The sequence below is a fragment of the Opitutia bacterium ISCC 52 genome (genome assembly GCA_014529675.2).
GTDB lineage: Bacteria > Verrucomicrobiota > Verrucomicrobiia > Opitutales > UBA2995 > UBA2995.
Window position 1 is genome coordinate 1,980,500 of record CP076040.1, and the last position, 24,463, is coordinate 2,004,962.

Annotated in this window: 20 protein-coding genes; 11 read left to right on the forward strand and 9 right to left on the reverse strand. The window is 46.9% G+C overall.

Features of this window, described 5'->3' with window-relative positions; translation table 11 throughout:
• The first annotated feature begins 194 nt into the window (after positions 1-194).
• The 8 genes from GA003_08430 to GA003_08465 all read left to right on the forward strand — a co-directional run bounded on the left by GA003_08430 (position 195) and on the right by GA003_08465 (position 11,644).
• Positions 195-1,505 (forward strand): Gfo/Idh/MocA family oxidoreductase, encoded by a 1,311-nt coding sequence (locus tag GA003_08430; GenBank protein ID QXD29973.1) that lies wholly within the window; start codon positions 195-197, stop codon positions 1,503-1,505.
• 14 nt (positions 1,506-1,519) lie between these two features.
• Positions 1,520-2,431: a DMT family transporter gene (locus GA003_08435; protein ID QXD29974.1), complete on the forward strand. Its 912-nt coding sequence runs from the start codon at positions 1,520-1,522 to the stop codon at positions 2,429-2,431.
• A gap of 66 nt (positions 2,432-2,497) precedes the next feature.
• Entirely contained in the window at positions 2,498-3,895 is a 1,398-nt protein-coding gene (locus GA003_08440; protein ID QXD29975.1) for an alkaline phosphatase D family protein, read from the forward strand.
• 99 nt (positions 3,896-3,994) lie between these two features.
• Positions 3,995-5,950, forward strand: coding sequence for a hypothetical protein (locus tag GA003_08445; GenBank protein QXD29976.1), 1,956 nt, complete (start codon positions 3,995-3,997; stop codon positions 5,948-5,950).
• Positions 5,943-6,143 carry a hypothetical protein gene (locus GA003_08450; protein ID QXD29977.1) on the forward strand — a complete coding sequence of 67 codons (201 nt, stop codon included), beginning with the start codon at positions 5,943-5,945 and terminating at the stop codon, positions 6,141-6,143. The genes GA003_08445 and GA003_08450 overlap by 8 nt, the downstream gene beginning before the upstream one ends.
• 155 nt (positions 6,144-6,298) lie before the next feature.
• Entirely contained in the window at positions 6,299-7,123 is an 825-nt protein-coding gene (locus tag GA003_08455) for a 6-bladed beta-propeller (protein QXD29978.1), read from the forward strand.
• Between the two features lie 238 nt (positions 7,124-7,361).
• Positions 7,362-10,217: a DUF1553 domain-containing protein gene (locus tag GA003_08460; GenBank protein QXD29979.1), complete on the forward strand. Its 2,856-nt coding sequence runs from the start codon at positions 7,362-7,364 to the stop codon at positions 10,215-10,217.
• Positions 10,214-11,644, forward strand: a complete 1,431-nt coding sequence (locus GA003_08465; GenBank protein QXD29980.1) for a DUF1501 domain-containing protein — start codon at positions 10,214-10,216, stop codon at positions 11,642-11,644. Before GA003_08460 ends, GA003_08465 begins: the two co-directional genes overlap by 4 nt.
• A 101-nt stretch (positions 11,645-11,745) precedes the next feature.
• Here GA003_08465 and GA003_08470 read toward each other — a convergent pair whose 3' ends face one another.
• Both GA003_08470 and GA003_08475 read right to left on the reverse strand, forming a co-directional pair.
• Complete coding sequence (locus tag GA003_08470; protein QXD29981.1) at positions 11,746-12,267, reverse strand: hypothetical protein; 522 nt, start codon at positions 12,265-12,267, stop codon at positions 11,746-11,748.
• Between the two features lie 3 nt (positions 12,268-12,270).
• On the reverse strand, positions 12,271-12,492 hold the full coding sequence (locus GA003_08475; protein ID QXD30498.1) for a hypothetical protein: 222 nt from the start codon (positions 12,490-12,492) through the stop codon (positions 12,271-12,273).
• A gap of 405 nt (positions 12,493-12,897) precedes the next feature.
• Between GA003_08475 and GA003_08480 the strand changes: the two genes are divergently transcribed.
• From GA003_08480 to GA003_08490, 3 genes are all read left to right on the forward strand, one after another.
• Complete coding sequence (locus GA003_08480; GenBank protein QXD29982.1) at positions 12,898-14,169, forward strand: DUF362 domain-containing protein; 1,272 nt, start codon at positions 12,898-12,900, stop codon at positions 14,167-14,169.
• Positions 14,162-14,440: a DUF4976 domain-containing protein gene (locus tag GA003_08485; GenBank protein QXD29983.1), complete on the forward strand. Its 279-nt coding sequence runs from the start codon at positions 14,162-14,164 to the stop codon at positions 14,438-14,440. Before GA003_08480 ends, GA003_08485 begins: the two co-directional genes overlap by 8 nt.
• A gap of 239 nt (positions 14,441-14,679) precedes the next feature.
• The gene (locus GA003_08490) at positions 14,680-17,244 is read left to right on the forward strand and encodes a DUF3604 domain-containing protein (GenBank protein QXD29984.1); all 2,565 of its coding nucleotides are present in this window, start codon (positions 14,680-14,682) and stop codon (positions 17,242-17,244) included.
• On the opposite strand, the gene GA003_08495 is transcribed toward GA003_08490, so the two are convergent.
• From GA003_08495 to GA003_08525, 7 genes are all read right to left on the reverse strand, one after another.
• Positions 17,245-18,159, reverse strand: coding sequence for a dienelactone hydrolase family protein (locus GA003_08495; GenBank protein QXD29985.1), 915 nt, complete (start codon positions 18,157-18,159; stop codon positions 17,245-17,247). It lies immediately after the preceding gene.
• Between the two features lie 11 nt (positions 18,160-18,170).
• Positions 18,171-19,613 (reverse strand): amidohydrolase, encoded by a 1,443-nt coding sequence (locus tag GA003_08500; GenBank protein ID QXD29986.1) that lies wholly within the window; start codon positions 19,611-19,613, stop codon positions 18,171-18,173.
• A 107-nt stretch (positions 19,614-19,720) separates the two neighbouring features.
• Complete coding sequence (locus GA003_08505; protein QXD30380.1) at positions 19,721-20,383, reverse strand: AMP-binding protein; 663 nt, start codon at positions 20,381-20,383, stop codon at positions 19,721-19,723.
• A complete protein-coding gene (locus GA003_08510; protein QXD29987.1) occupies positions 20,384-20,998 on the reverse strand; it encodes an AMP-binding protein in 615 nt (204 codons plus the stop codon). It lies immediately after the preceding gene.
• Positions 20,999-21,033: 35 nt separating this feature from the next.
• A complete protein-coding gene (locus GA003_08515; protein QXD29988.1) occupies positions 21,034-21,990 on the reverse strand; it encodes a HupE/UreJ family protein in 957 nt (318 codons plus the stop codon).
• Positions 21,991-22,230: 240 nt separating this feature from the next.
• The gene (locus GA003_08520; protein QXD29989.1) at positions 22,231-23,112 is read right to left on the reverse strand and encodes a DUF4198 domain-containing protein; all 882 of its coding nucleotides are present in this window, start codon (positions 23,110-23,112) and stop codon (positions 22,231-22,233) included.
• A gap of 379 nt (positions 23,113-23,491) precedes the next feature.
• Complete coding sequence (locus GA003_08525) at positions 23,492-24,376, reverse strand: DUF4198 domain-containing protein (protein QXD29990.1); 885 nt, start codon at positions 24,374-24,376, stop codon at positions 23,492-23,494.
• Between the last annotated feature and the right edge of the window lie 87 nt (positions 24,377-24,463).

Below are 24,463 nucleotides of genomic sequence, written 5' to 3' on the forward strand. Positions count from 1 at the left end.
ACAGGCATCTTTCCTGTGTCGCTCCCGGAAATCTACACAGGCAAGATGCCTGTGCTACTCTATGCCGACTTGATTTTCATCACTGAAAAAGAGAAAGGAGCTGTTGGTAGGTAGTAGAAATCCGACCTTGCGCTTGCCTCTTACACATTGGGTCGATTAAGGGTTCTTGCAGAATTTATTTCCCCAAACATTTTATGAATAGAAGACGCTTCCTGAAAACGGCTGGATTTGCTGCAACCGCCACTACTTTCCCTCTGTGGTATCAGGAGGAGCTATTGGCTCAATCCACGACTGCCGTTCCTAAAATGAAGAACGACCGACTGGGCATTGCTCTGGTTGGGTGTGGTGGACGAGGGACAGGTGTCGCGAGGGAAATGGTCTACTACGGTGATATGGTCGCTATCTGTGACGTTGATGATGCGCAAATCGCCAAGGTCAAAGAGCACTTTCCCAAAGCACGTGCCTACAAAGATTTTCGCGACGTAATGGAGCAAAAAGACGTCGATGTTGTTATCTGTGGCACGGTCGACCATTGGCATACCCTCGTTTCATTAGCGGCCATGCGCGCTGGTAAAGATGTCTATTGTGAAAAACCACTGACCCTTTGTATCGATGAGGGGAAGCATTTGGTTGAGGCAGAAAAAAGGACTGGACGTATCCTACAAACGGGTACTCAGCAAAGGAGTGATCCACGGTTCCGATTGGCCTGTGAGCTGGTTCGAAACAAGCGTATTGGCGAGCTGAAAGAAATCGATGTGTATCTTCCCGCGGGGCTACACGAGGGACCTTTTAATTCAGCACCCATACCGGCAGGATTCGATTGGGATATGTGGCAGGGTCAAACCAAGGCTGTCGATTTTGTTCCCCAACGTGGGCACAGAACTTTTCGTTATTGGTGGGAATATTCAGGTGGTACCATGACAGACTGGGGAGCACACCATAATGACATTGCTTTGTGGGCGACCGGTTTTGAGCGCAGTGGTCCCGTTTCGGCAGAAGGTAAAATGCTCACCGACATGATCCCGGGAGGTTATACAGCTGCCAGCCAATATGAACTTAAATACGTTTACCCTAGTGGAGTGGTACATCGTTGTCGAAGCACCTTGGCGAGTTCTTGGAGTGGGGGTGTAGTGAACCAATTCGGTCAGCTACACGGAGTTCGTTTCCAGGGAACAGCCGGTTGGCTTTGGGTAACGCGTGGGCATATGGAATCAAGCATTCCCGATATTCTTACTGAGCCGCTTCCTTTGGGAGCCGAACGGCTTTACGTGAGCAATGACCATGTTGAGAACTTTGTGGAGTCGGTTCGTTCCAGGAAGAAAGCCATTTGTGATGCTGAGATCGGGCATCGTTCTGCAACGATGTGTCACCTGGGGGTTACGGCTGTTCGGTTAGGCCGCAAGATTCATTGGGATCCGATTACTGAATCCTACATCGGTGATGAGAAGGCAGCAGCTACCCAACAGCCTCCAATGCGCAAGCCGTGGGACTATTCTCTGGTATGAGGTTCTCAATCTAGATGGAGTCAGATCGCTGGAAAGGGATAACCTTTGTACTGATCAGTGGTTGCTGCTGGGGCTTCCATGGGGTGCTGATCAAACTTGCCTTGGCGATGGGACCATCCTTTATCCAGGTATTCTTTTTCGAAACGGTATTCGCGACCTTGTTCTTCCTCTTGTTTTCCCGTTCCTTTTTTGCGGTGATGCGGCCCCAGACACCCATCCAATGGATTGGTCTTTTCGCGATCGGAATTGATACGATCGGTGTCGGTTATTTTCTTTTCCTGGCATTCAGTTTAGGGCCGGTAGCGATTGGGGCTACGTTGATGTTTATGTACCTGCCGGTTGTCTATACCTTCTCACTGATAGCCAGACATCAGCGGTTCAGCTGGCGAAAAGTTTTTGCAATTGGGCTCATTCTGATTGGAGCGGTTATGACCACACGTATCCTTTCCAGTTTCAGGGAGCCTGGGGCGTTAGCTGCAGTCTGGGCTGCGCTTGCTGCTTCGATTTGCTATTCGATCGTCTTCATTTTGACCCCTTCTGTCTCGAAATACACCACCCCTTTGTTCCGTTCCTTTGCTGCCTCCGCCGTGGGTTTGGTTGGATGCCTGGTCATTATTGGATTCTCAACTGAGCTTTGGTATCCATTGCCTGAGGATTACCTGCCATTATTGCTTATGGTGCTAGTGTTGGGAATCATCGGGCAAACATTGCCTGTAATCACTTTGATGAAAGGACTTCCAATAACTGGAAGCAGTCTGGGTGGTGTGCTTGCTTCGGTGGAGCTGCCGATTGCGGTATTTAGTGCTGCTTTAATTCTAGGAGAATCCTTCACGCTCCTCAAAACTGTAGGGGTGTTTCTGGTTCTAACTGGAATAGTTTATTACAATATATCGGATGTCGGACGACCCTTCAGGAAGATCTCCTGATCTCGGTTTGCCTGGTTCGCGTGCCTATAAACTTGCCTGATTAATTTCACCACGATGTCTTTTGGTATGAGCTCTAACAAATTACTATTCATTCTGTTACCTTTGATCTGCTGGGGGTCGACTTTTGTGTGCGCTGAAGGCCCGTATTTCGCCAATGGAGCCAAGGTGGGAGAAGTGAATCAGAACTCAGCCATCGTTTGGGTTCGGCTTACCCAATCTCCGGAGGCCGATTTCGAACGGCTTCCTATCTTTACCCTGGGTTTGGTGGAGGGTGCTAAAGACGAAGGTTCAATGTCATCTGACGTGGTGCCTGGAATGCCTGGTGAGACACGCGTTACTTACTGGCCAAAAGATGGAAGGCTGAAACGTTCGACTGATTGGGAGTCGGTATCTTCTTTGAGTGACTATATTTTTCAATTTCGCTTAAAGGGACTCAAGCCGGGTACGGAGTATGCCTACCATGTTGAATCGCGAAAGCCACTGGCTAATCAAGTTTCCAATACGATCTCTGGTCATTTTAAAACGGCACCCCAAGCGGATGCCGCATCTGCTATTCGGTTTATAGTGACGACCTGTCAGGCGATCCGCAGTATCGATTCGGGACGTGAAGGGCATCTGACTTATGAGCAGATGCTGGAATTCGATCCGGACTTCCTGGTTCATACCGGAGACATCGTTTATTACGACAAAGCACCTTTGGCCAAATCAATTCCACAGGCCCGTGCGAAATGGAACCTGATGTTCGCCTACGGTAATAACCAACGTTTTCACCAGAACGTGACCTCCTACTTCATGAAAGACGATCATGATACGCTAAAGAATGATTGTTGGCCGGGGCAGATGTATGGCGATCTCACATTCGAGCAGGGATTGGAGCTGTTTCGGGAACAAGTCCCCATGGGTGATAAAACCTATCGTACCTATCGCTGGGGCAAGGACGTCCAGATCTGGATGACTGAGAATCGCGACTATCGCTCTTCCAATCGTATGGAGGATGGTCCAGAGAAAACGATTTTAGGAGCTAAACAAAAAGCCTGGTTGAAGCGGACAATCGAAGCCTCGGATGCTACTTATAAATTTGTCATTTCACCTGGTCCTTTAGTTGGGCCGGACAAAGCCGGCAAAAAAGACAACCACGGCAACGATGTATTTTTCACTGAAGGACAGGAACTACGTGATTTTCTCAGCGTTCAAAAGAACACCTTTGTGATTTGTGGTGATCGGCACTGGCAGTATATGTCTAAAGATCCTAAGACGGGGCTTATGGAACTCGGCTCCGGAGCAATAAATGACCAGCATAACTACGGCGGCAATCCAGGGAAAGTTCCTGAGTATCACCAGTATTTTAGCGGGAAAGGTGGATTTCTTGGAATCACGGTCGAAGGCGGGCAGGCCAAGGCGCAATGGTTTACGGCTGATTACAGTGCCGAAAAGCCCAAAGTTCTGTTTACGCAACCGCTTTGAAAAAGAATGGATACTCTTGGTTGATTCACTGTCTCTAAGTAGTTCATATTTTCGTCAGTCACGTATATCAGTAATCGGTTTAAAATCACCCTCTCTGCTTTGATCGTAGCCGCATGTGGAGGAGTTATTGTTTTCTCCCTTCAACGTGCCGGTAATAAAGTAAACAAAGATCGGCCGAGTTTGGATGAAATTCCTCCGCCCGTGGAAGTTGCCATGGCGAGGCCACAGGAGCTAATGGCTGCTGAGGCAGAACCGGTTATTGAACCGATTGGCGAAATTACGATGAATCTGATTGAGGTTGGGCATCATCATGTAGCACTGAAATGGGACGACAATGAACGATGGGGTTTTCCCTGGCTTATTCAACGATCCACAAAGTCTGAATTTATAAATCCCACCCAACTAAAATTTAATCAAGCAGCGGATAATACGGATGCAGGTACTTTCCGCTGGCTTGGGATTAATGCCGATAATTATGTGGATATTGATGGCTTGGAGGAGGAGACTGTTTATTATTACCGAGTAGCTTCGGTAACGAACATGTCCGCGTATCGGAAAAATGGCGACGCCCCTCAGTTTTCAGCTTGGCGATACGGTGAGGTGACAACCAAGGCGCTTCCGGAAAAGAGAAAGCAAGTATATGATGTGACCTCTGAAAAATACGGAGCCATTCCAGACGATGGTTTAAATGATTACCCTGCAGTGTTGGCCGCATACAATGATGCCAGAAAGTCAAAGGGAGGTATGATCTATTTACCGGCTGGTAAGTACGACTTCTGGCCTGAGCATGAGGATATCGAAATTAAAGAGGGAATCCCCACCATCCGACATGGCAAACGTATACAAAATGCTCTGTTTAATGTAACGGCAGACAACATTACATTTGCTGGCGATGTAGATGCTCAGGGCGAGCCAAGCACCTTTATTGAATTATTTTTTTGGGGAAAGGTTCCACTGACAAGCTGGTTGGAAGAGGTCAATCGAGACGGATTCGTCGAGAATGCTCGGAGGTATCATATGTTTGTTTTGGATGACGTAGAAAATTTTACCTTACGTAATCTTGATATCAACGGTGGGGCTGTCCCTGTTCATACCGGAAAAGAATGGTATTCATTGGATGATAAGCGCTACCAGTGGGATATCTCTCACAAGTTGATTGCTACCTGGGACTCTTCGCAGTCAAAAAACGTTGTTGTCGACAATGTAGATACGCGGAACTGGCGCGGTGAGGTTTATTATAATGGAGGCGGTTCTCAAAAATTCCTGCTTAAAGATGGATCCGTCTCACAAACGAACTCGTCAATGGTATCAGGATCCTTTGACCTGGAATTGGTTAATATGACCATTCGTGATTCGGCGAACTCGGGTATCGAATCAGCACTTTTTAGTGGTCAAAAAACTCCAATGTCCCGTCATTATTACAACCAAAATCATATCGCCAGAGGATGTACTTTTATTGGTCTCGATCAATCGGAAGCAGGTGTCATGAAAGACCTCCCGGGAGCAAAGAAAGCGTTCAATGGATGGCTTGTATTTAATTCGGAGGGTACCTATCAGACCGTTACGGATTGTGAGTTCAAAGACCATATCTACGCTGCCTATGGACCTTGGTACGAAAGTAGAAACGCGTTCCTTTATAATTCTAAGTTTTATGACCCTGCTCCTGGAGCATCTCATGTATTCTTTACGTGGACCTCTGCTCAGGGGCAATATCGCCTAAAAGGTGGGTTTAGCGAAGTGATGTGGTTGGACAATGAGTTGGTCTTGAGTAAGGGGCTTAAGAATCATCAACCCGTATTTTATTCCCAAGTGGGCGGGGCTGCGAAAGGAAATGAATCACCTTGGATTTGGGAAGGATTTCACATTCGCAATGTATCGAGTTCGCCCATACGCGTAAATAGATTCTGGGTGGATACCTGGGGCTTAGGCGAGGGCCGACAGTTTGCTTACTTTGAAGACTTCACGAAGGATGATTCTATCTCCTTCGACGCTGGATATCTCCAAAACTTGAACGCTAGAAAAATACATCCCAATTACATCAATTTCTTTGAGTAATAATCTCCCTGCTGATCCTTTCCTATCTCCCTTGTTGGGTTACATGAAATACAATACGTTTATATCTATCGCCTGCCTGCTTATCTATATTTGCGGGATTAATCAATTAAAGGGGCATGGTGATCATTCAGCTCCATTGCATGGAAAAGACGAAGCCCATGCTCATGGTTTGGTCTTGGGGCATAACGACTAAAATATGAAGTAGACCTTCATTGGGGGAAAGCGGATCCCTCGGTTGCACCGGTTATCAACGCGCATGCCATAGCGGAAAGTCGCGAAGGGCAGATCTATGTTGTTACAGATCATCCTTGGAATGCCTTTGTTGTCTTTGAGAAAGATGGCACCTTTGTGCGCTCATTCGGGAAGGGCCTGGTTGGCGGTCACGGTCTGGAGTTTTTTGAAAAGGCCGGTGAGGAGTATTTAATCCACGTCGATTGTGGCTGGCACTTCGAAGCTGAAGGCTGGAATGCCACACCGAACAATGGGCGGGTGACGATCATGAAAACGGATGGCACCATTATGAAGGCATTGCCTACGCCTTTTGAGATGGGAATCGGTGAACCTGGTGCTAGGCAGTTCATGCCCTGTGATGTTGCGGTGACACCTCAAGGCACGATTCTGATCGCTGATGGCTATGCTACCGATTTCGTGTTTGAAATGACCATGGAAGGTGAACTCGTGCGTCGTTGGGGCGGCCGAAAAGAAGGGGATCCAGGACATCTGACCAATGCGCATGGGATTTCCATTGATATGTCGAATCCCGGACAGCCGCTTGTGTGGGTGCCTTCGCGCAATGAAAACAAGCTTAAGGCTTTCACCCTGGAAGGCGAGTACGTCGAAACCTTGAATCTTCCCGGTGCCCACGCTGGACAACTATTTTTCAAGGACGACAAAGTTTACACTGCTGTATGCTGGTCAAAGGAAAACGGTACTGGTGAGCGACAGAAGGAGTCGGGATTCCTGATCATCATGGATCGCAAAACAAAGAAAGTCCTCAGCGCTCCTGGCGGAAACAAACCTGTTTATAAAAACGGACAACTCCAACCGCTCTACCAAACCCTTCCTACTTTTTATCACGGGCATGATCTCTATGTGGACAGTGAAAGCGCCATCTACCTCGGTGAATGGAATGCTTATCGTCGCTATCCGACGAAACTGACGCCGGTGGAGTAGGGGCAGTCTTTTTGTAGGAGCAAGTTGCGTGCGTGACCTCCGGGGTGACACCGTCGATCCTTGCTTTTCTTCTGTATTCGGACCGCTCGGCGATCGGTCCCTACCTCTTACTCGGTTTCATTTTCTGTCTGAAGGTAGGGCGCTATCGCCGAAAGCGCCGTTTCAATTGATCAGCAACAAGCCGTCCAATTATCCTCGACAGATAGATACTCTCACGCTTTTTTAGCAGGTGTTCTCAATGTTTGCCCCTGCGAAGAAATCGTCTGCCTTTATTTTTTCGAGCCTCTGGGTGCTTGTAGGCTTGGCCTTGCCCCTTGCTGCGTCACCCGAGCAGGAACAGTTTGAGAAAAAAATCCGTCCTCTTTTGCTGGGAAAATGTATCGAATGCCATGGTCAGGATCAGCAAGCTGGCGGATTGCGTTTGGATAGCAAGGAGGGGTGGCTAACCGGTGGCGCAACAGGTCCAGCTGTTCAAGCATCTGACGCAGAAGGAAGTTTGTTGCTTCAGGTGTTATCCGATGACTCACATAAAGCCATTGCTCTTTCCAAAAATGAGATCCACGAGCTTAAGCTTTGGATACAAGCGGGTGCATTTGATCCTAGGGTAAATACGAATAACTGGCAGAACCTTCCCAACGCTGACCGGGCAAAAGGTCATTGGTCGTTTAAAGCTGTTCAAAAATCCACTCCGGCAACCTTAACAGAGAGTGATTGGGCCAGGTCGACTATCGATCAGTTCATAGTAGCAGCTCAAAAAGAGGCCGGCCTAAACCCGGTGGCCGATGCGAGCAAGGAACAGTTAGTACGACGCATCTATTTTGCCCTCATCGGACTGCCTCCAACCCCCGAGCAGATTGATGCATTCGTCAATGATTCTAGGCCCGATGTATTTGAGCGCGTCGTCGATGAACTCCTGGCTTCTCCTCATTTTGGTGAACGCTGGGGACGTCATTGGTTGGACGTCGCTCGTTTTGCGGAGTCGAGTGGGGGAGGCAGGACTTTATTGTTCAAGGATGCCTGGCGTTTTCGTGATTATGTGATCAAAGCCTTTAATGACGACATGCCTTTTGATCAGCTCATAAGGGAACAATTAGCTGGAGATTTGCTTCCTTACGAGGATCCAAAACAGCGAAGCCGCCAATTGACTGCGACCGCCTTTCTCGCTTTGGGCCCGACCAACTACGAGCAACAAGATAAGCAGCTTCTTCGATACGATGTCATCGACGAGCAGATCGATACCATTGGGAAGGCGTTTATGGGAATGACGCTGGGTTGCGCTCGTTGTCATGACCATAAATTCGATCCTGTACCGACCTCTGATTACTACGCCTTGGCCGGTATTTTTAAAAGTACACGTACTTTGTTCAATTATACGGACAATGTAGCGCGTTGGGTCGCTACGCCACTGCCTTTGGAGGGACAGGCAGCTAAGGAAATGGCTGAAGCGGAAATGCTATCGAAACAGCTTACGCCTAAGCTTACTTTTAAAAAGAATGAGCAGAAGCTATGTAATCAACATACGGTGAATGTTCCATCTCCAGGTCTTCCAAAGTCCAGCCGATCCTTTCCAGGAATCATTTTGGATGAGCGTTCAGCCGAGGTCGAAGGCGATTGGTTGTTCTCGCAGTTCTTTCAAAACTACATCGGTGAAGGCTACTACCACGATGGGGATTCCAGTAAAGGTGAAGCTTCGCTGACATTTAGGCCTAAGATTCCAATCCCTGGTCTTTATGATATTCGTATCGCCTATTCACCGGCTGCAACGAGGTCGAGTAAAACCCCGATTACCATCCGACATGCAGGTGGTGAGACCGAGGTACTGATGGATCAACGGGACCCTTTAACGGAGTATGGGCGATTTCGCTCCATCGGGCAGTTTGAATTGGAGCCTGGTGACCACAATTTCCTGCGTATCACCAATAAGGATACCGATGGTTACGTGGTGGTGGATGCTGTGCAATGGTTCTTGATCGATGACACTGATCCTGAAAGTCCAGAGAGCAAGCAATACTATGCTGATTTAAAGAATGAAATCGTGGCCTTGGAGAAAGAGCTTAAGCCCATTAGCGCGAAACTGAAGTCTAGGCCTTTGGCCATGACTGTGAAGGAAGATCCTGAGCCAACAGATTCAGCGATTCGCATTCGTGGTATTCAAAGCCGCAAGGGTGAGGTCGTTCCACGTGGATTTTTACAAGTGGCTACCCTCGGAGAAGCACCTTCGATACCCGACACTACTAGCGGTCGCTTGGAATTAGCAGAGTGGATGGTAAGCCCCGACAACCCCCTTACTTCGCGGGTCATTGCCAATCGGATATGGACGTGGCTTTTTGGCGCGGGTCTTGTGCGAAGCGTAGACAACTTTGGCACGACCGGCGAATCGCCCTCACACCCGGAATTGCTCGATTACTTGGCTGCACGCGTTCATGACAATGATTGGTCCATTAAGGCGATGGTGCGAGAGATTGTTCTCTCAAGAACTTGGCAGCTTTCGACGTTACCCGATGAAGAGGCCGTTAAATTAGACCCCGATAATCGTCTCCTTTTGTATTATCCACGAAGACGTCTCGATGCGGAGCAATTGCGTGATGCCATTCTCGCAGTGAATGGAAACCTAGATCTCACCATGTTTGGCCCCAACATCGATGGAGCGGGTGAAATTAATGCCAACAATACTGCCGCTCAGAACGTAGAGTACAACTACGTATTCAAAGATACCCGACGGAGTGTGTATACACCGGCATTTCGGGTAAAAAGACACGAGCTGTTTGAGCTCTTTGATTTTGGAAATATCAATTTTTCTCTCGGTCAAAGAAACGTGAGCACCGTCGCGCTTCAGGCACTTTATCTATTGAATAATCCATTTGTTCTAGAACAATCAAGGGACGCGGCCAAGAACCTGCTTAAACAGGAGAAAGATCCTGAAGGCCGCTTAAACACAGCATTTCTTCAAACGCTTGGCCGAACACCTTCTGCTCAAGAACGGACTTTGATTAGTGGATACCTTCAGGATGGACTTTCCAGTGAATCTGTTGAAGAATGGTCTTCTGTATTTCAAACTCTATTTGGAACGATTGATTTTAGATACCTCCAATGAATAACTGTCCGCAACCCATGTCACGCCGCAATGCCTTGAAAAATTTGGCATGCGGTTTTGGCTACATGGCAGCCGCGGGAATCGCTCAACAAGCTGCTGCTGCTTCGGTTCCGAATCCGCTAGCGGCAAAGATTCCTCATCTGGTTCCAAAAGCCAAGCGAGTCATTTTCTTGTTCATGGCAGGTGGGGTCAGTCAGGTTGATAGTTACGATTACAAGCCACGATTAGCCAAAGATCATGGCCGCATGCTCGACTTCACTGACCAGCGAATTCTGGCCAAGACAGGCATGGGTTCCAATCAGCGGGTGATGCAATCTCTTTGGGACTTCAAGCAACGTGGTCAAAATGGTGCTTGGGTATCTGATCTGTTTCCTGAGATGGCGAAGCACACGGATGATAGCTGTATCATTCGTTCCATGCATACCGAAGGGGTGGCTCACGGTCCAGCGACGCTCTTTATGCATACGGGCTCCCTGAATTTTATTCGTCCGTCTGTCGGGGCCTGGGTCAATTACGGTCTGGGAACTGAAAACGAAGACCTTCCAGGGTTTGTCAGCTTAAGTCCGGCTATGGGAAATGGTGGACCTCGCAATTACGGCAACGCCTTTCTCCCAGCTGTTTATCAAGGCACCGCACTGGGACGTGCAGGGATGAAAGCAAGCGATCTCGGTATCAATAATTTGCAGAATGCCTCGATGAGTCCTGATCAGCAGCGCAAGCAGTTTGACCTTCTGCAGGCCATGAACCACGAGCAGTGTCAGAACCAACCAGTCAACACGGAGCTTGAAGCCGTTATCAATTCTTACGAGCTAGCTTGGCGAATGCAGGCGAATGCACCGGAGGTGCTTGATCTTTCCAAAGAGTCTGAGGCAACCAAGAAACTTTATGGTATCGATGAGAAGCATACCGACAACTACGGTCGTCAATGCCTCATGGCTCGTCGTATGGCCGAATCAGGCGTACGTTTCATCCAAGTTAACTACGCAGACAACTCCAATAACCCAGCTTGGGATCAGCACAATGACATGCCTGAGCACAAGGAGCATGCCATGGCGGTGGATAAGCCCATTTCGGGGCTCCTAACTGATTTGAAGCAGCGAGGTCTCCTTGAAGATACACTCGTCTGGTGGGGGGGAGAATTTGGACGTACCCCTTACGCCCAAAAGAATGGCGATGGACGCGACCACAATCCAACTGGCTTTACAATTTGGCTGGCTGGAGGTGGCGTTCGACCTGGTATGGTTTACGGTTCCACCGACGAGTTTGGTCAATACGCCGTGGAGAATCCCGTTCACATGCACGATTTACACGCCACCATTCTACATTTGCTAGGTATGGATCACGAGCGACTGACCTACCGCCACGAAGGTCGAGACTTCCGTCTTACCGATGTATTTGGTAATGTGGTACATGATATAATTGCGTGATAGAATTTTAGATCGTTTATCTACGCTTAATGATATAGTATCAGGCTTCCCAGCCAGTGTTTATTTGTTGCGGTTACAAAGGCTAGGAACCCTGTGCTACACTAAATTTCCTCCAGTCGGGTGAGTATTTCTTTCGTAGTTTTCTTTATCTTATTAAGAGTGCTGGCGTTCGCGATTCTTAAGATATGAAAAGTTTCAAATGTTGCGTAAACTTCTTTGTCGTAAATGATTTCAAAAAATTCCTCCTCTGACAGAGCGTATCTGGGTGGATTAAAGTGCGTGGAGGTCCTTATGGTTCCACTTAAGCTACCGAACTTTTTTCGCAGCTGTGGTTGTTGAAGCAGCAAACGCTGATCTCGAAATACTCGAGAAAGGTCATTCCAAATTCGGAGGTGGCTTTCGAGCCTAGCGATTAAATTGATGAATACAGAATCCTTGATAAGACCAATCTCGCCGGTTGATTGAGCTGAATTTAAAGTACCAAGAACGGGCTGATATTCGATTGTTTTTAGTGCAGCTTCAATTATGGTCCTTAGTTCTTTGGCACTGAGGTCTGTATGATTGCTACCAGCGGCCTCAAGAAATTCTTCAAACTTGGTTGTGATAGTTTCTAGTTGTTCCAATGTTTAACTGGTTCCTTCGAAAGTTAGAGCAAAATCCCGTTTAAGATTCCCTATCACTTCCAAGCGCTGTTGCTCCTGCTTTCGCCCTTCATTCCAGTTGTTGATCTGCAAGGCGATGAGAATGCCCACCACGACGAGGAAAATTTCCCCGATAGCGTAGAGGAGGTATCGCCCTGCCTTTTGCTTGAGTTCCATATGGCGTAGGTAGCGGAGAATAAATGGCACTTTTATAAGAGTTCCGAGCGAAGCGACAAGACCGGGCTGCGAAGCAGAACCTGAACAACATATTTAGAGGCTGATGGCGGAAGGATGAAGGCTTAAACTAAGCATCTTGCATCCGTAGGAGTATCTGAATGTGGGAAATTAAACAGAAGATAACCAAGGTAAAAAAGTTAAATTTTTCATTCTATGACTGATTCTTATTAAACCACATCAGCGAAAATAAGCGCAGATTAGCGGTTAAAAGTACGTCGCTGCTGGCTCCTCCGTTTTCTCCGTTTCCTTCTGTTCAAATAAAACGCCCCTGTTAGCCCTCCATCACTGAGCCTCAAAAACAAAGATTGGCTAGGCCATATAAACTGTTTTAATCCTCGCTCATAATCCAACGAACTGACTTTAAAGAATACACTCATGTCTCAATACCCAGATATTTTTCGTGTCCGCCAAACCTTTGAACGCCCTCTTGTTGAGGATATTGCTGCTGAAGTAGATGCTCAGCTATCGAGCCTCACTTTAGGTAAAAAAATTCAACCTGGCGAAACGGTAGCGATCACCGCGGGTAGCCGCGGCATCGCCAACATCCATTTGGTGATCAAGGGCATTGTGGATCATGTGAAAAGCTTGGGCGGCAGCCCATTCATTGTTCCGGCTATGGGAAGTCATGGGGGTGGAACGCCAGAAGGACAGCGCGGTATCATTGAGGGCTACGGTATTACCGAAGATTTTTGTGGCTGCCCCATCAAGGCTAGCATGGAGACGATCATTGTTTGCGAAGCTGCTGAAGGGTTTCCGGTTCACTTTGATAAACATGCCTCTGAGGCGGATCACGTAATTGTATGTGGTCGGGTGAAGCCTCATACCAATTTCTTTGGTGATATCCAAAGCGGGCTCATGAAAATGATGCTTATCGGTCTTGGTAAGCACAACGGTGCCAAGATCTATCATCGTGCGATTAAGGACTTTGAATTCGGTCAGATTGTACGAAGCGTAGGGCGCGAAGTGCTCGCTAAATGCAGTGTAGTGGCTGGACTGGCCATTGTTGAAAACGCCTATGATGAAACGGGTAAGCTGCAAGCGGTCGCCCCGGAAGATTTTGAAGAAGAGGAGAAAGAACTATTGGCATTGGCAAGAAGTTGGCTGCCTCGTCTTCCTTTCGACCAGATCGATTTACTGTTGATCGACCAAATCGGGAAAAACATCAGTGGAACCGGTTTTGATACCAATGTAGTGGGTAGAAAAGACGGCTATCATAAATCAGGTCCAAAAGAGATTCCACAAACCCGTTTGATTGGCATGCGTGGTTTAACTGAAGAAACTCATGGGAATGGATGTGGAGTCGGTAATGTTGAGTTTTCGCTCACAAGAGCGATTGATCAGATAGACCTGAAGATTACGCGCATCAATTGTTTGACGGGCGGAGAAGCCGCTGGAGCAGCGATTCCCATCCATTATCCGACAGACAGCGAAGTACTCGATAACGCTCTACCTCTCATCGGATTGACCGATCCTGAAAATGCCAAGCTGATGTGGATTCAGGATACGCTTCATGTATCGGAGCTGGAATGTTCGGTCGCCTATCTGGATGAAGCTCGGGAGAGAAATAATTTGGAAATTATAGTGGAGCCACGACCGTTGCCATTGGACGAGCATGGAATGCTTCCAGAAGTAAAATCCCTTGGTTAGAGCCCCATGGTCCTTTATTCAGTTTAGTATTGGAACTACTCAATCTAGTTGGTTGGCGGCTATCACAGATCGCTATAAACTGGTAATCGGTATAAACGAAATGCCCTGGCTGATTGACCTAGAAAAGGATCCGAATGAGCTGACGAACTATTACTCGGAAGCGAGCTATAAATCGGTTGTGAGTAAACTTACGGTTGAGTTGAAGGAATGGCTCACCCTGACAAACGATCCTGGATTAGAGGATCCTGATCTTGTGCGTTGGTTGGAGTAAAATGTAGGAGCTGCTTTAGCTGCGACTTTATGTAATCATAAAAACACAACCGAAGTGTTGCCGGCATGAATACTGGAATACAAAGTTACAAAATTCTGAGTTATCTGAGTCCATTTGCGTTCATCTGCGGTTAAATTGATTTCTCAGATTCGCAGCTAAAGCAGCTCCTACAAATTAATTGCTGAACGCATAAAATAAGAAAGCTTGTCAGTCCTGGTAAATATTCTGATGCTGATGGGGTGACAGCGACACGGTTACTTCTCTTTGCCTTTTTATCTGCGATTTTCTTGGACGATTCGTTATCGGCTCAGATGGCCAACCAGGATTACTTAACTCCTGAGTTGCGACAACAGGTTGAGCAGTTGAAGCAATCTATTCAGCAAAATCCAACCACTCCACGAACCTACACACCGCGAGCCAGAATTTTATGGGACTGGTCCAATGCTTATGCGCTTTCAGGGGGATTTCTGCCAGTGAATCTCACGACCGCCGTTCGGCCGGTGCTTCCTACAGTTCCATCAAGAAGGAATGCAACGGCAATAGACTACTACGTGAAGGAACTTACTTTAGTAGATGAGGAGCCCGATGCGCTTGGAGAAGTGGTGGCTGATCTAGGCCCCTTCGAAGCCAGGACTTATGTAACGTTTAAACAGGAATTTCATGTCGGATCAAAGCCGATTGAGAAAGGTGGAGGGATTCTGGTCGCCAGGCACTTCATGCCAGGATACGGTCCTTACCAAGTGGATGATCCTTCTGGTGATAACTATATCTCGATAAGCAGTTCGAATCCGGACGTATCCTTTCAGAATGCTGGTTTCCCGATGAGCGGAATGCATGGAGCCTTTCGCGGTACGGCCCCGGCGCTTATTTTTAGAGTGGAAAAAGGAACTCTGAATCCAGGGGATGTGGTTACGGTTACCTATGGTGATCGATCAGGAGGAGGTCGTGGCTTACTGATGGGGAGCGCTTCAACGGATTTCTTACCGGTTCCTTTGTATGTCGATTTCGATGGCAGTGATCATTGTTACGCTTTGCCGATTCAACCTATTGCTGTGAGTGGATCGGAGATCGCAGGCGTTCATGTGTTTGCTCCTTCTGTGGTTCGACCGGGTGAAACCTTTGATATTTCGGTTAGGGCTCAGGATTTATTCTACAACCGTGCCAAGGGACCCATTCCAGGATTTAAGGTCTACGCTAACGGCAAGTTATGGCAAACGGTCAGTGCTTCGGACCAGGCGATCACGGTGATTGCGAATCAGGCATTCGAAAAGGCCGGTGTCTATCATGTCACTGCAGTTTCGGAGGATGGATCTATTGAAGGGGCCGGGAATCCGATACTCGTTTCCGAGACAGCCACCAAAATTGCTTGGGGAGACACCCATGGTCATTCCGGGTTTGCTGAAGGGATAGGTACGCCGGATCGATTTATGGAATGGGCCAAGGAGGATGCTCGGCTGGAGTTTGTAACCCATTCGGAGCACGATATCTGGATGGATGATTTTGAGTGGAACGAGCTGGTAGCCAACGTAAAGGACTATTCGGAGCCAGGACGGTTCGTGGCTTACCTCGGCTATGAGTGGACGACTCAAAATCGATTCGGTGGTCATCACAATGTGCTGTTTAGAACGCCCGACAATAATTTCCGGATCCCCAACCAGATCTATCCAACGCTTTCCAGTCTATACCAAGGGCTGCGCGAGAACTTCTCGATGAAAGACGTATTGGTAATTCCTCATGCACACCAGGCAGGAGATTATCGTCAGAGTGATCCTGAGTTGCAGACCTTGGTTGAAATAATGTCCAAGCACGGCACCTTTGAATGGTTTGGTCGTATGTATTTGAATCATGGGCACGAAGTCGGGTTTATTGCGGCGAGCGATGATCACCTGAGTCAACCAGGTTATACCGCTCCGTCAGGTAACTATCATTCTCAGCGAGGTGGTTTGGCCGCAGTCTTAACGAATGATCAATCACGCGATGGTATTTTTGATGCTATGAAGTCATTGCAGGCGTATGCGACCAGTGGTGATAAAATTATTCTCGATGTCTCAATAAATAATCAGGGCATGGGACAGCGGATTCCCTTTCAGAAAAATAGAAAGATCGAAGGCAAGGTCATCGGAACGGTACCCATCAGCTCGATTACGGTTGTCAAAAACGACGAAGAAATTTGGCACAAAGATTACCTAACGGTTAAGTCGGGCAACTTTGTGGATGAGGAAGAATTCTACATTACCTTTTCCAGCGAATCCTTTCCTATGCACCCGCAAGATAATCCGCGAGGAACACGTGGATGGAATGGCCGTTTGGAAATAGAAGGGGCAGATATTCTTTCCTTTGAAGGAAGCGATTTCCTTCATCCGGAGGTGAGTAATCTGGAGCGGGATCCTGACAAAATGAATGCGCTATTATTCGCCACGGGAACGCGGGGTGATACCAGTTCTATAAAATTGAAGCTAGCGAACATCCAACGCGGTGCGCAGGTGAAGCTGAGTTTCAATCCTGCTAGAGAGCAGGGGAGTCCAACTCGATTTCGACCCGCCGCCAGAATTGGTAGAGCCTCGGTTACTTTGTCTTTCGATGACCTGAAAAAAGGCCAAGCCCGCAAAGCGATTCCTTTGGATGTCTATCGGGATCGAGTAACCTTTCGACGGGTCATTAACACAGGTGAAAAGGTCGTTGAATTTGCTCTGGCCGACGAAAGCCAAATGCAAGGTGATTATTACTACGTCCGTGTCGTTCAGGCCAACGATGCCATGGCTTGGTCGAGTCCCATCTGGGTGGGGGGAGTGGCGACTCGGTGATCACTTAATCCTCTGCCTAAATAACCAATCCCATACACTAGGTGTAGGATCACAGCGATCGCTGCTCATGTGGGTGATGTAACCTTTTTCCTGGTTATCACCTTTGTAGTAGAAAGCAAAATTGCTGGCGTTGTGTTTCACGTCTTTGAGGATGGTGAACTTCATATTCCCATTCTGTTTCTTCATTTTCTCGAAAATAGAGCTGGAAAAATCAAACGGCACGACGGGATCAACGTCGCCGTGAAAGGCCCAAATGGGTGTGCTTTTTAACGCGCTCATATTTTTGAAAGGCATTAACCCGCCGGCACTTGGAATAGCTGCGGCAAATTTATTGGGTTCCGCCCAAATAGCATTCCAGGCTCCTATGCCACCCAAAGAATGTCCCATGACGTAAATACGTTTGGTATCGATGGAATAATCACGGGCGATTTGCTCTATAAGAAGGAAGGCCATGGTTAGGCTTCCAGTTGATACCGCATCTGACGAATAGCGTCCGCTTTCAAAAAGTGCTTTCCATCCCGGTGAAAAGTTTCTGATCTCCTCTGTAGAAAATTTGGGAATCTTCTCATTAAAAAGAGCCCAGGAACTCCTCGATTGAGGAGCAACTACTACACAGGGATATTTTTTACGCCATGACTGATCGACAAAGACTTCAGTCCAATTACGCATTTGAGATTCGTTGTCATCTCCAACGCCACCAGCTCCGTGAAGGTTGAGAATGAGAGGGTATTTCTGCTTAGGGTCATAATTATCCGGTAGGAGAAATCTATAGGGCATTCCTTTGAAATCAAGGGCCTCATAAGTATTAAGAACTTCAGGAGGAATACCTGCACCTTTATTGCCTGCCCGATTCTGGGCGAAGGTGATGGATGCTGAAAGTAGTATAAAGAGTAGGAGCCTAAGTAAGAGTTTCATGCTTGAATATTTTATTTACGGTAATCGAGTGGGGGATCGCGGTCCCCTAAGAGTGGGTAGTAATCAAAGTCTTGGCCGCGAGCCATGTTCCATTCTTTTCGGGCTGCTTTAATAAGTTTTGGATTCTGATAAAGATCTGCTGCGGTCATTGCCAAGGTTTTGGCCGCATTGATCATGCCTTTGTGAGCTATGCTGGTTCCTCCTGCAGCTACTGCCTGCCAGGTATGGGCTGAGGTGCCCGGAACCCAGGTAGCGGTTCTTAGTCCTGCTGTAGGGACCAACCAACTTACATCTCCTACGTCAGTTGAACCTCGACCGTGGTTTAGTTTTAATTCTGCAAGCTGTTTTTCTGCTCCAACCGATTGTTCCGGTTGTACCAGGGTTTTGTAGAGTTTTTCAGCAAATGCGGTTTCTTCCTTGGAATAGTGGACGCCGCCTACTTTAAGCAGGTTATCGTGCATCATGGACGCTAAAGTTTCGTTGGGGAGTAAGTTGTAGTTTCCATGAATTACCTCGTAGTCCATTTCAGTGCCCGTTCCCTTTGCGGCTCCTTCAGCTGTCAAGACGAGTCGCTCAAATAACTCTCTGACCACATGATAGTCGGGATGTCGGATGTAATAAAATACTTCAGCAAATTCTGGAACGATATTGGGAGCCTCGCCGCCTTTGGTAATCACATAATGAATACGTGTTGTTTCCGGTACGTGTTCACGCATGAGGTTGGCCATGTAGTTCATCGCTTCAACTCCGTCCAGTGCGGACTTGCCTTTATGGGGTGCGCCAGCTGCATGAGCGGCGACACCGTAAAATCGGAATTTTGCTGACTTGTTTGCCAGAGATGTTGCTGCAGAAGCATTGTTGGATGAACTGGGATGCCAATGTAGCATGATATCGATATCGTCGTAGAGACCGGCTCTACCCATATAAACTTTTCCTGAACCACCTTCCTCCGCGGGGGTCCCGTAGAGTCGAATGGTTCCCTTTAGTTCTCCGGTTTGAATCTGTTCTTTAATCGCAACCGCTGCTGCAAGTGAAGCGGCGCCAAACAGATGGTGTCCGCATGCATGGCCTGCAGCTCCATCAATACGTGGGTCGCGTTCTGTAGTAGCTGTTTGAGATAAGCCGGGTAGGGCATCAAATTCAGCCATGATACCTATGACAGGTTTCCCGCTGCCGTATGTAGCCACAAATGCAGTGGGTATGTCGGCAACTCCTTGTTTGATTGAAAATCCAGATTCCTCCGCAGCTTTCTGAAGGAGTTGGGAGCTTTCCGTTTCGAGGTATCCGACTTCAGCCAACTCCCATATTTTGTGAGCGATTTCTGCATATTTCTCTGAAGATTGATCAATTGATAATTGCAGTTGGCTCTTCAGTTTATCTGTATCCCCTAAAACGGGATATGCAAAGGATCCAACAAATAGTGAAACTACAACGATAAGCGATTTTAAGGGCATAGTTGATATGATAGAATTTATGAAACTCTAACTATGATGGTAATCGTAGATGGGGGCAATATTGGAAATTCAATTGCCTTCTATAAAATCACCAGGTTTTTGAGCTTCTAGCTGAGTTGATAGAAGCTTTGCTCAACTTGACCCATATCTGAATACGTGATTCCCGGTCTAGGATCTCGAGTATTCGTTTTATTCATCTTTTTTGAGAATGGATCTGGGATAAAACTTTCCGCTGTTTTTTCGGGATTGTTTAAATAACCTCTCCCAACTAAACTGCCTCCGGTCAGCAATTCGCCGGGTGAACCGTCTGTGACGATTTTCATTTTGTCATTTACGATATAGAGTTGGGTGTCGTTTAGAGCTTTTCCGATTGGCAAAGAATTGCTTTCGGTTTGCGGAATCTCATCTGCGATTTGGAAGGTCGCAACGCCGACGGTGGTTTCGGTGGGTCCATAGTGATTGAATATTTCACACCCAGCGGCGGCTTCTTTCCAGGCAACTACCCATTCTCGCTTGGAGGATTCTCCTCCGAGAGTTAGCACTTGCGTTGGGAGTACCTGTCCTGGGTTTAGGTCTCCTTGCAGGGTAGCCAACAAAGAGGGGACTATCTTCAGGGTGTCTGGTTGATATGTCTCTAGGTATTCGACAAACCTTTGAGAATTGGTTGTTTGCTCTTCTGAGAGAATATGCAGGGCTCCTCGAGTTGTCAGTGCTGAGAAAATGGGTCCATTGCCGGCGTCTGCTGCAATGGAAGATGCAAGTGCATGAATCTAAGGACTCCTCACTGACAACCTGTCGCAAAGGGCATAAATATATGAGACTATATTCCTGTGTTCTATGCAGGCTCCTTTGGGGTTACCTGTAGATCCACTTGTGTAGATGATGTAGGCAAGATTGTTTGGGGTTACTTGTTGACATTCAGTTTTCCCATCGACCTCCACTTGTACAGGTAAGTTTAGTAAATCTATTTTTGTTTCGATAGACTCAAACTTGGAAAGATGTGGAGTCGTTGTTATTCCTATATCGGAGTCTAGATCCTTCAGAATGTAATCGATTCTTGATTGTGGAAATTTTGGATCAATGGGTGCATAAGCTGCCCCCGACTTTAGGATGCCATAGATCCCAGCAATCATTTCAAGTGAGCGGTCTAAACAAATTGGGATGATTATTTCGGGACCTGCCCCCTGTTTTAGCAAATTGGAAGAAAGGATCGATGCCCTGGTTTCAAGCTCCTGGTAAGTAAGCGAAGACCCCTCATAAAGCACAGCAATAGAATCTGGGTGCTGTCTGCTTGCTTTGGCAATTAACTCATGTAGGCAGCAATCAGAGTATTCACTCCTCAGTCCCTCTAAAATCTCAGAAAGCTTAATTGTTTTTCCAGCCATATCCTATGGTTTTCGATCCGAAAAAAAGTATAGCTTTAGAAGGGCATAAATTCGAGTTCGAAGACACGATCCACAATCCAAAGTGAGGCAATGACCCCAATGACGGCTGATCCCAGTCGTAATTTTATGGGCTGGTAAAATGCCTGTTTTCGCAGCAAGAAAATAAGAGGGAAGAAGGCAACTGCAATGGCTAGTTGTCCGATCTCGACTCCTATGTTAAAGCTGAATAATGCGATTGCGAGGGTTCCAGTCGGTAGCTCCAGGTCTGCCAATACATTGGCAAACCCAAATCCATGAATGAAGCCGAATCCCAGTGCAACTGCCCAAACTCGATCACTTACCATGGGGTATATGTTGTTGAGCGCAGCTAATACGACCGAGAGTGCAATGACTGCCTCTACCCATTTAGAAGGGAGCGTGACAATGTCTAGGGTAGCTAGGGTCAGGGTAACAGAGTGAGCGATGGTGAATGCTGTGACTACTTTTAGTACGTTATAGAAAGCAGCTTTAAAATTTAGAACAGGAACCCATTTCCCTTTTTCCAATCTCAAAACGGATGGCAAAAGGAGGGCGATAAGAAATAGGATATGGTCAATACCAATCCAGATATGCCAAACTCCTTCAATTGTGAATACAATGAATTGTTCGAAAGCGCTTTCTGCTGGTTTCCAGGAATTATTATCCAGAGAAATAATACCAACCTTCGATTCTTCGGCTAACTCGAGTTCAATGTTAATCGTATGTTGCGGATCGAATTTGAAGTATTCGCTGAAGGTGACCCTTAAGGCATCTACATTTACTGGTCCCGTAGTGAAAGGGATCATGGTGTGGACTCCATCTTCGGTCGTTACTTGTTCGGGCGAGGAAGTCGTAAAGGGAACTTCGGCTCCGTCCGATTCTATCTTCAAGAAAGGAAGCTTGGTTATGCCTCGGCTACTTTTATCAAAAACGGCGTTGTCTCCAAGTGTTTGGAGCAGAGTGTCTTCAAGCATCAAATCAATGGATACCACATCTACATTTGCTACATGGAATTCTCCCTTGAAAGTAGAGTTTTCTTGATGTTCCAGGACAAGAGAACTGTTGCCGGGTTGATGAGCAAAAAGGCAATTGCCCGAAAAGAGAATGCCGACGAGTAGAAGAGGGCTTGATAATGCTGAACATCTAATCCTAGAGAATGTCCTGCTGAATTTGGTATTTAGTTTCGTGTTCCACATTTTTCGCAATGGTATTTGTTAATTGATTTCGAACGTCAGAGATCCCCACAAGGATAATACGTTCAAATCTTGGTTCTCTGATGTTGGCTCGAGAAAAATTGTGTTTGCCCACCAAATCCCTGAGTCCGTTACTGGGAATTCGATAATCCCTGCATCGTTGGTTTTGTATACTGTAATCAAGTCCATACTTTTCTTCAATGCTCCCGGTTTTCTGCTAACAAGGATCGATTGGTTCTGTAGGGGGATGCCAAGGTGAAGGGCTTGTAATTTAAGTGTATCGCCTTTTTTGGTACGTGATGGATGCATTAAAGGTACGATTTCTATTCGCTGACCTATGGGTTGTGTAACGTTTTCAGTGTATTCGTCACCTACTTGAATGATCGTTTTTGCGATTTTCGTATAGCCCTCGACGATTATATCTGAAGGCTCGTTGAAGCCCAGCACTTCAGCTGACAGATCTGAGTGAGCCTCGGTTGTTATGTACTTATTGAATGCTTCGTAATCCTGAGCAATGCGCTCTTGCTTGAAGTCTATACCCACAATCAGCGTTCCTGCATTTTGGGGAGTAAATGAGAATGAGCTGGTATCTCTTAAATCTGTTCCGCCTAGTTTAGAGGCCACGCGTTCTTTGAATCTCCAGATCTTTGACGTACTGTTGGTGCTATTCCAATCGCTATAATCTACGTCGTAAGTGCCGTTCGCCGAGTGATATTTGAGTTTATCAACCGTCGTGATAGGCTGAGGAAATACGCTCCGATCGAAAGTACCCGTAACCACAGTCATACCCAAAGCTTCCCCGGGTTCAATTTTGTGTTTATCGGGGCGAAGGAAAGTTTCGTGGGCTTGGAGCGAATTAATCCATATGCTGACGAATAGTAGTATATGAGTAGACCTTAGCATATGTGGTTATTGGAAGTGTTTCCTGATGATGGGTAAAACGGACATCACATCTTCATTAAAATGCTGTAAGAAGACTTATGGCAGAAGTTTACTATATTTTGGGCGATTCAATTAATCAGGTATCCCCCTACAGATCTATAGAGTAAACCATATATCTGATTCAAAATTGATTCGCAGCCATTAAATGATGGAATTTGGCTAAAAATCTTCTAAGCATCTCATCTAGAGCATGATATTCGATTAAATTGTCTTATTAGTTTGTTTGGGTGAAACTTGTAACTTCAAATACACTAAAGCCTGCGATTCAGGTATCGGGCCCAGGTGGAGTTCCCCACCTGTATAGGAGCTGAGACGTCGTCGAATCAGCTTTATTGGAATTCTAAAGCACCTCGAAGGTCAACGAACCCCAGAACGAGTTAAAGTCCATTGTATCTTCCTCAGGAGCAGGCTGAAGGTGGATGAATTTGAGCCAGTATACAGTAGATTGGGTCACCGGCAGCTCGATAACTCCTGAGGCGTTCGAAGTTAGTATGACCCGGTCTCCATCCGTTTTTTCGTCACTGTCCTGTAATCTGCCAGCTGCAACGGTTTGCCCTTCAACTGCATGTCCATCGATAAGTATCTTGAATCTTAGAATATCGCCAGGTTTAGCATCAAAAGGATTTGTCAGGGGGACAATTTCGGCCTTTTGGCCTAGTGGCTGAGTGACTTGCTCTGAGTGCCTGTTGCCAGCCTGAATGATGGTCTTTGCGTTTTTGATGTAACGCTCTCTTACCAAGTCATCTTCATCGATTATCCCGTAGTCGGCTAAGTTGATTTCGCAATAAGCTTCCGTTTTGAGGTAGTTCAAAAACTCTTCTGGTTCCATCGCTATTCTCGATGGATGTAGGGAAACTCCAAGAGACCAAGTTCCATGGGTCGGGAATTCTGCGTCGAATGAATTGGTGTGTTTGAGGTTAATTGAATTCGATTCTAAAAACCTGCGCCAAAAGCTCGTTTCAGATTTTGTTTCGTCCCAAGTGTCTTTTGAGTTTGAAGTGACGTCAGATGCTCCTTTGATAAGAATCTCCTCAACAATTCTGGCGGATATCGGGTTGATGCTCTCGGCAAAAGAACCGTTTAGTACCATGACCTTTAATGGATCGTTCGGCTTTGCCTGGTAAGATTCCGGTCTGAGGAATAGATCATGCCCCATGAGGACTTGGCTTCCAGCAATCATGAAGAGCGAAGAAATGAAGAATGGGTGCGTGGGATGAAATGGCATACGGAGCGTGATATTTCCTGTGGATTTAGGTCGAAATCAAAGGCGAGATTGGGATAAATTGACTTTTTAGGGTCATTTAGAAAAGTT

Excerpts from the sequence above, each read along its gene's own strand:
- GA003_08430 (QXD29973.1), top strand. The coding sequence starts at position 195 with ATGAATAGAAGACGCTTCCTGAAAACGGCTGGATTTGCTGCAACCGCC.
- GA003_08480 (QXD29982.1), top strand. The coding sequence starts at position 12,898 with ATGTCTCAATACCCAGATATTTTTCGTGTCCGCCAAACCTTTGAACGC.
- GA003_08500 (QXD29986.1), bottom strand. The coding sequence starts at position 19,613 with ATGCCCTTAAAATCGCTTATCGTTGTAGTTTCACTATTTGTTGGATCC.
- GA003_08520 (QXD29989.1), bottom strand. The coding sequence starts at position 23,112 with ATGCTAAGGTCTACTCATATACTACTATTCGTCAGCATATGGATTAAT.
- GA003_08465 (QXD29980.1), top strand. The coding sequence starts at position 10,214 with ATGAATAACTGTCCGCAACCCATGTCACGCCGCAATGCCTTGAAAAAT.
- GA003_08440 (QXD29975.1), top strand. The coding sequence starts at position 2,498 with ATGAGCTCTAACAAATTACTATTCATTCTGTTACCTTTGATCTGCTGG.
- GA003_08435 (QXD29974.1), top strand. The coding sequence starts at position 1,520 with ATGGAGTCAGATCGCTGGAAAGGGATAACCTTTGTACTGATCAGTGGT.
- GA003_08460 (QXD29979.1), top strand. The coding sequence starts at position 7,362 with ATGTTTGCCCCTGCGAAGAAATCGTCTGCCTTTATTTTTTCGAGCCTC.
- GA003_08495 (QXD29985.1), bottom strand. The coding sequence starts at position 18,159 with ATGAAACTCTTACTTAGGCTCCTACTCTTTATACTACTTTCAGCATCC.
- GA003_08525 (QXD29990.1), bottom strand. The coding sequence starts at position 24,376 with ATGCCATTTCATCCCACGCACCCATTCTTCATTTCTTCGCTCTTCATG.
- GA003_08515 (QXD29988.1), bottom strand. The coding sequence starts at position 21,990 with ATGCTTGAAGACACTCTGCTCCAAACACTTGGAGACAACGCCGTTTTT.
- GA003_08510 (QXD29987.1), bottom strand. The coding sequence starts at position 20,998 with ATGGCTGGAAAAACAATTAAGCTTTCTGAGATTTTAGAGGGACTGAGG.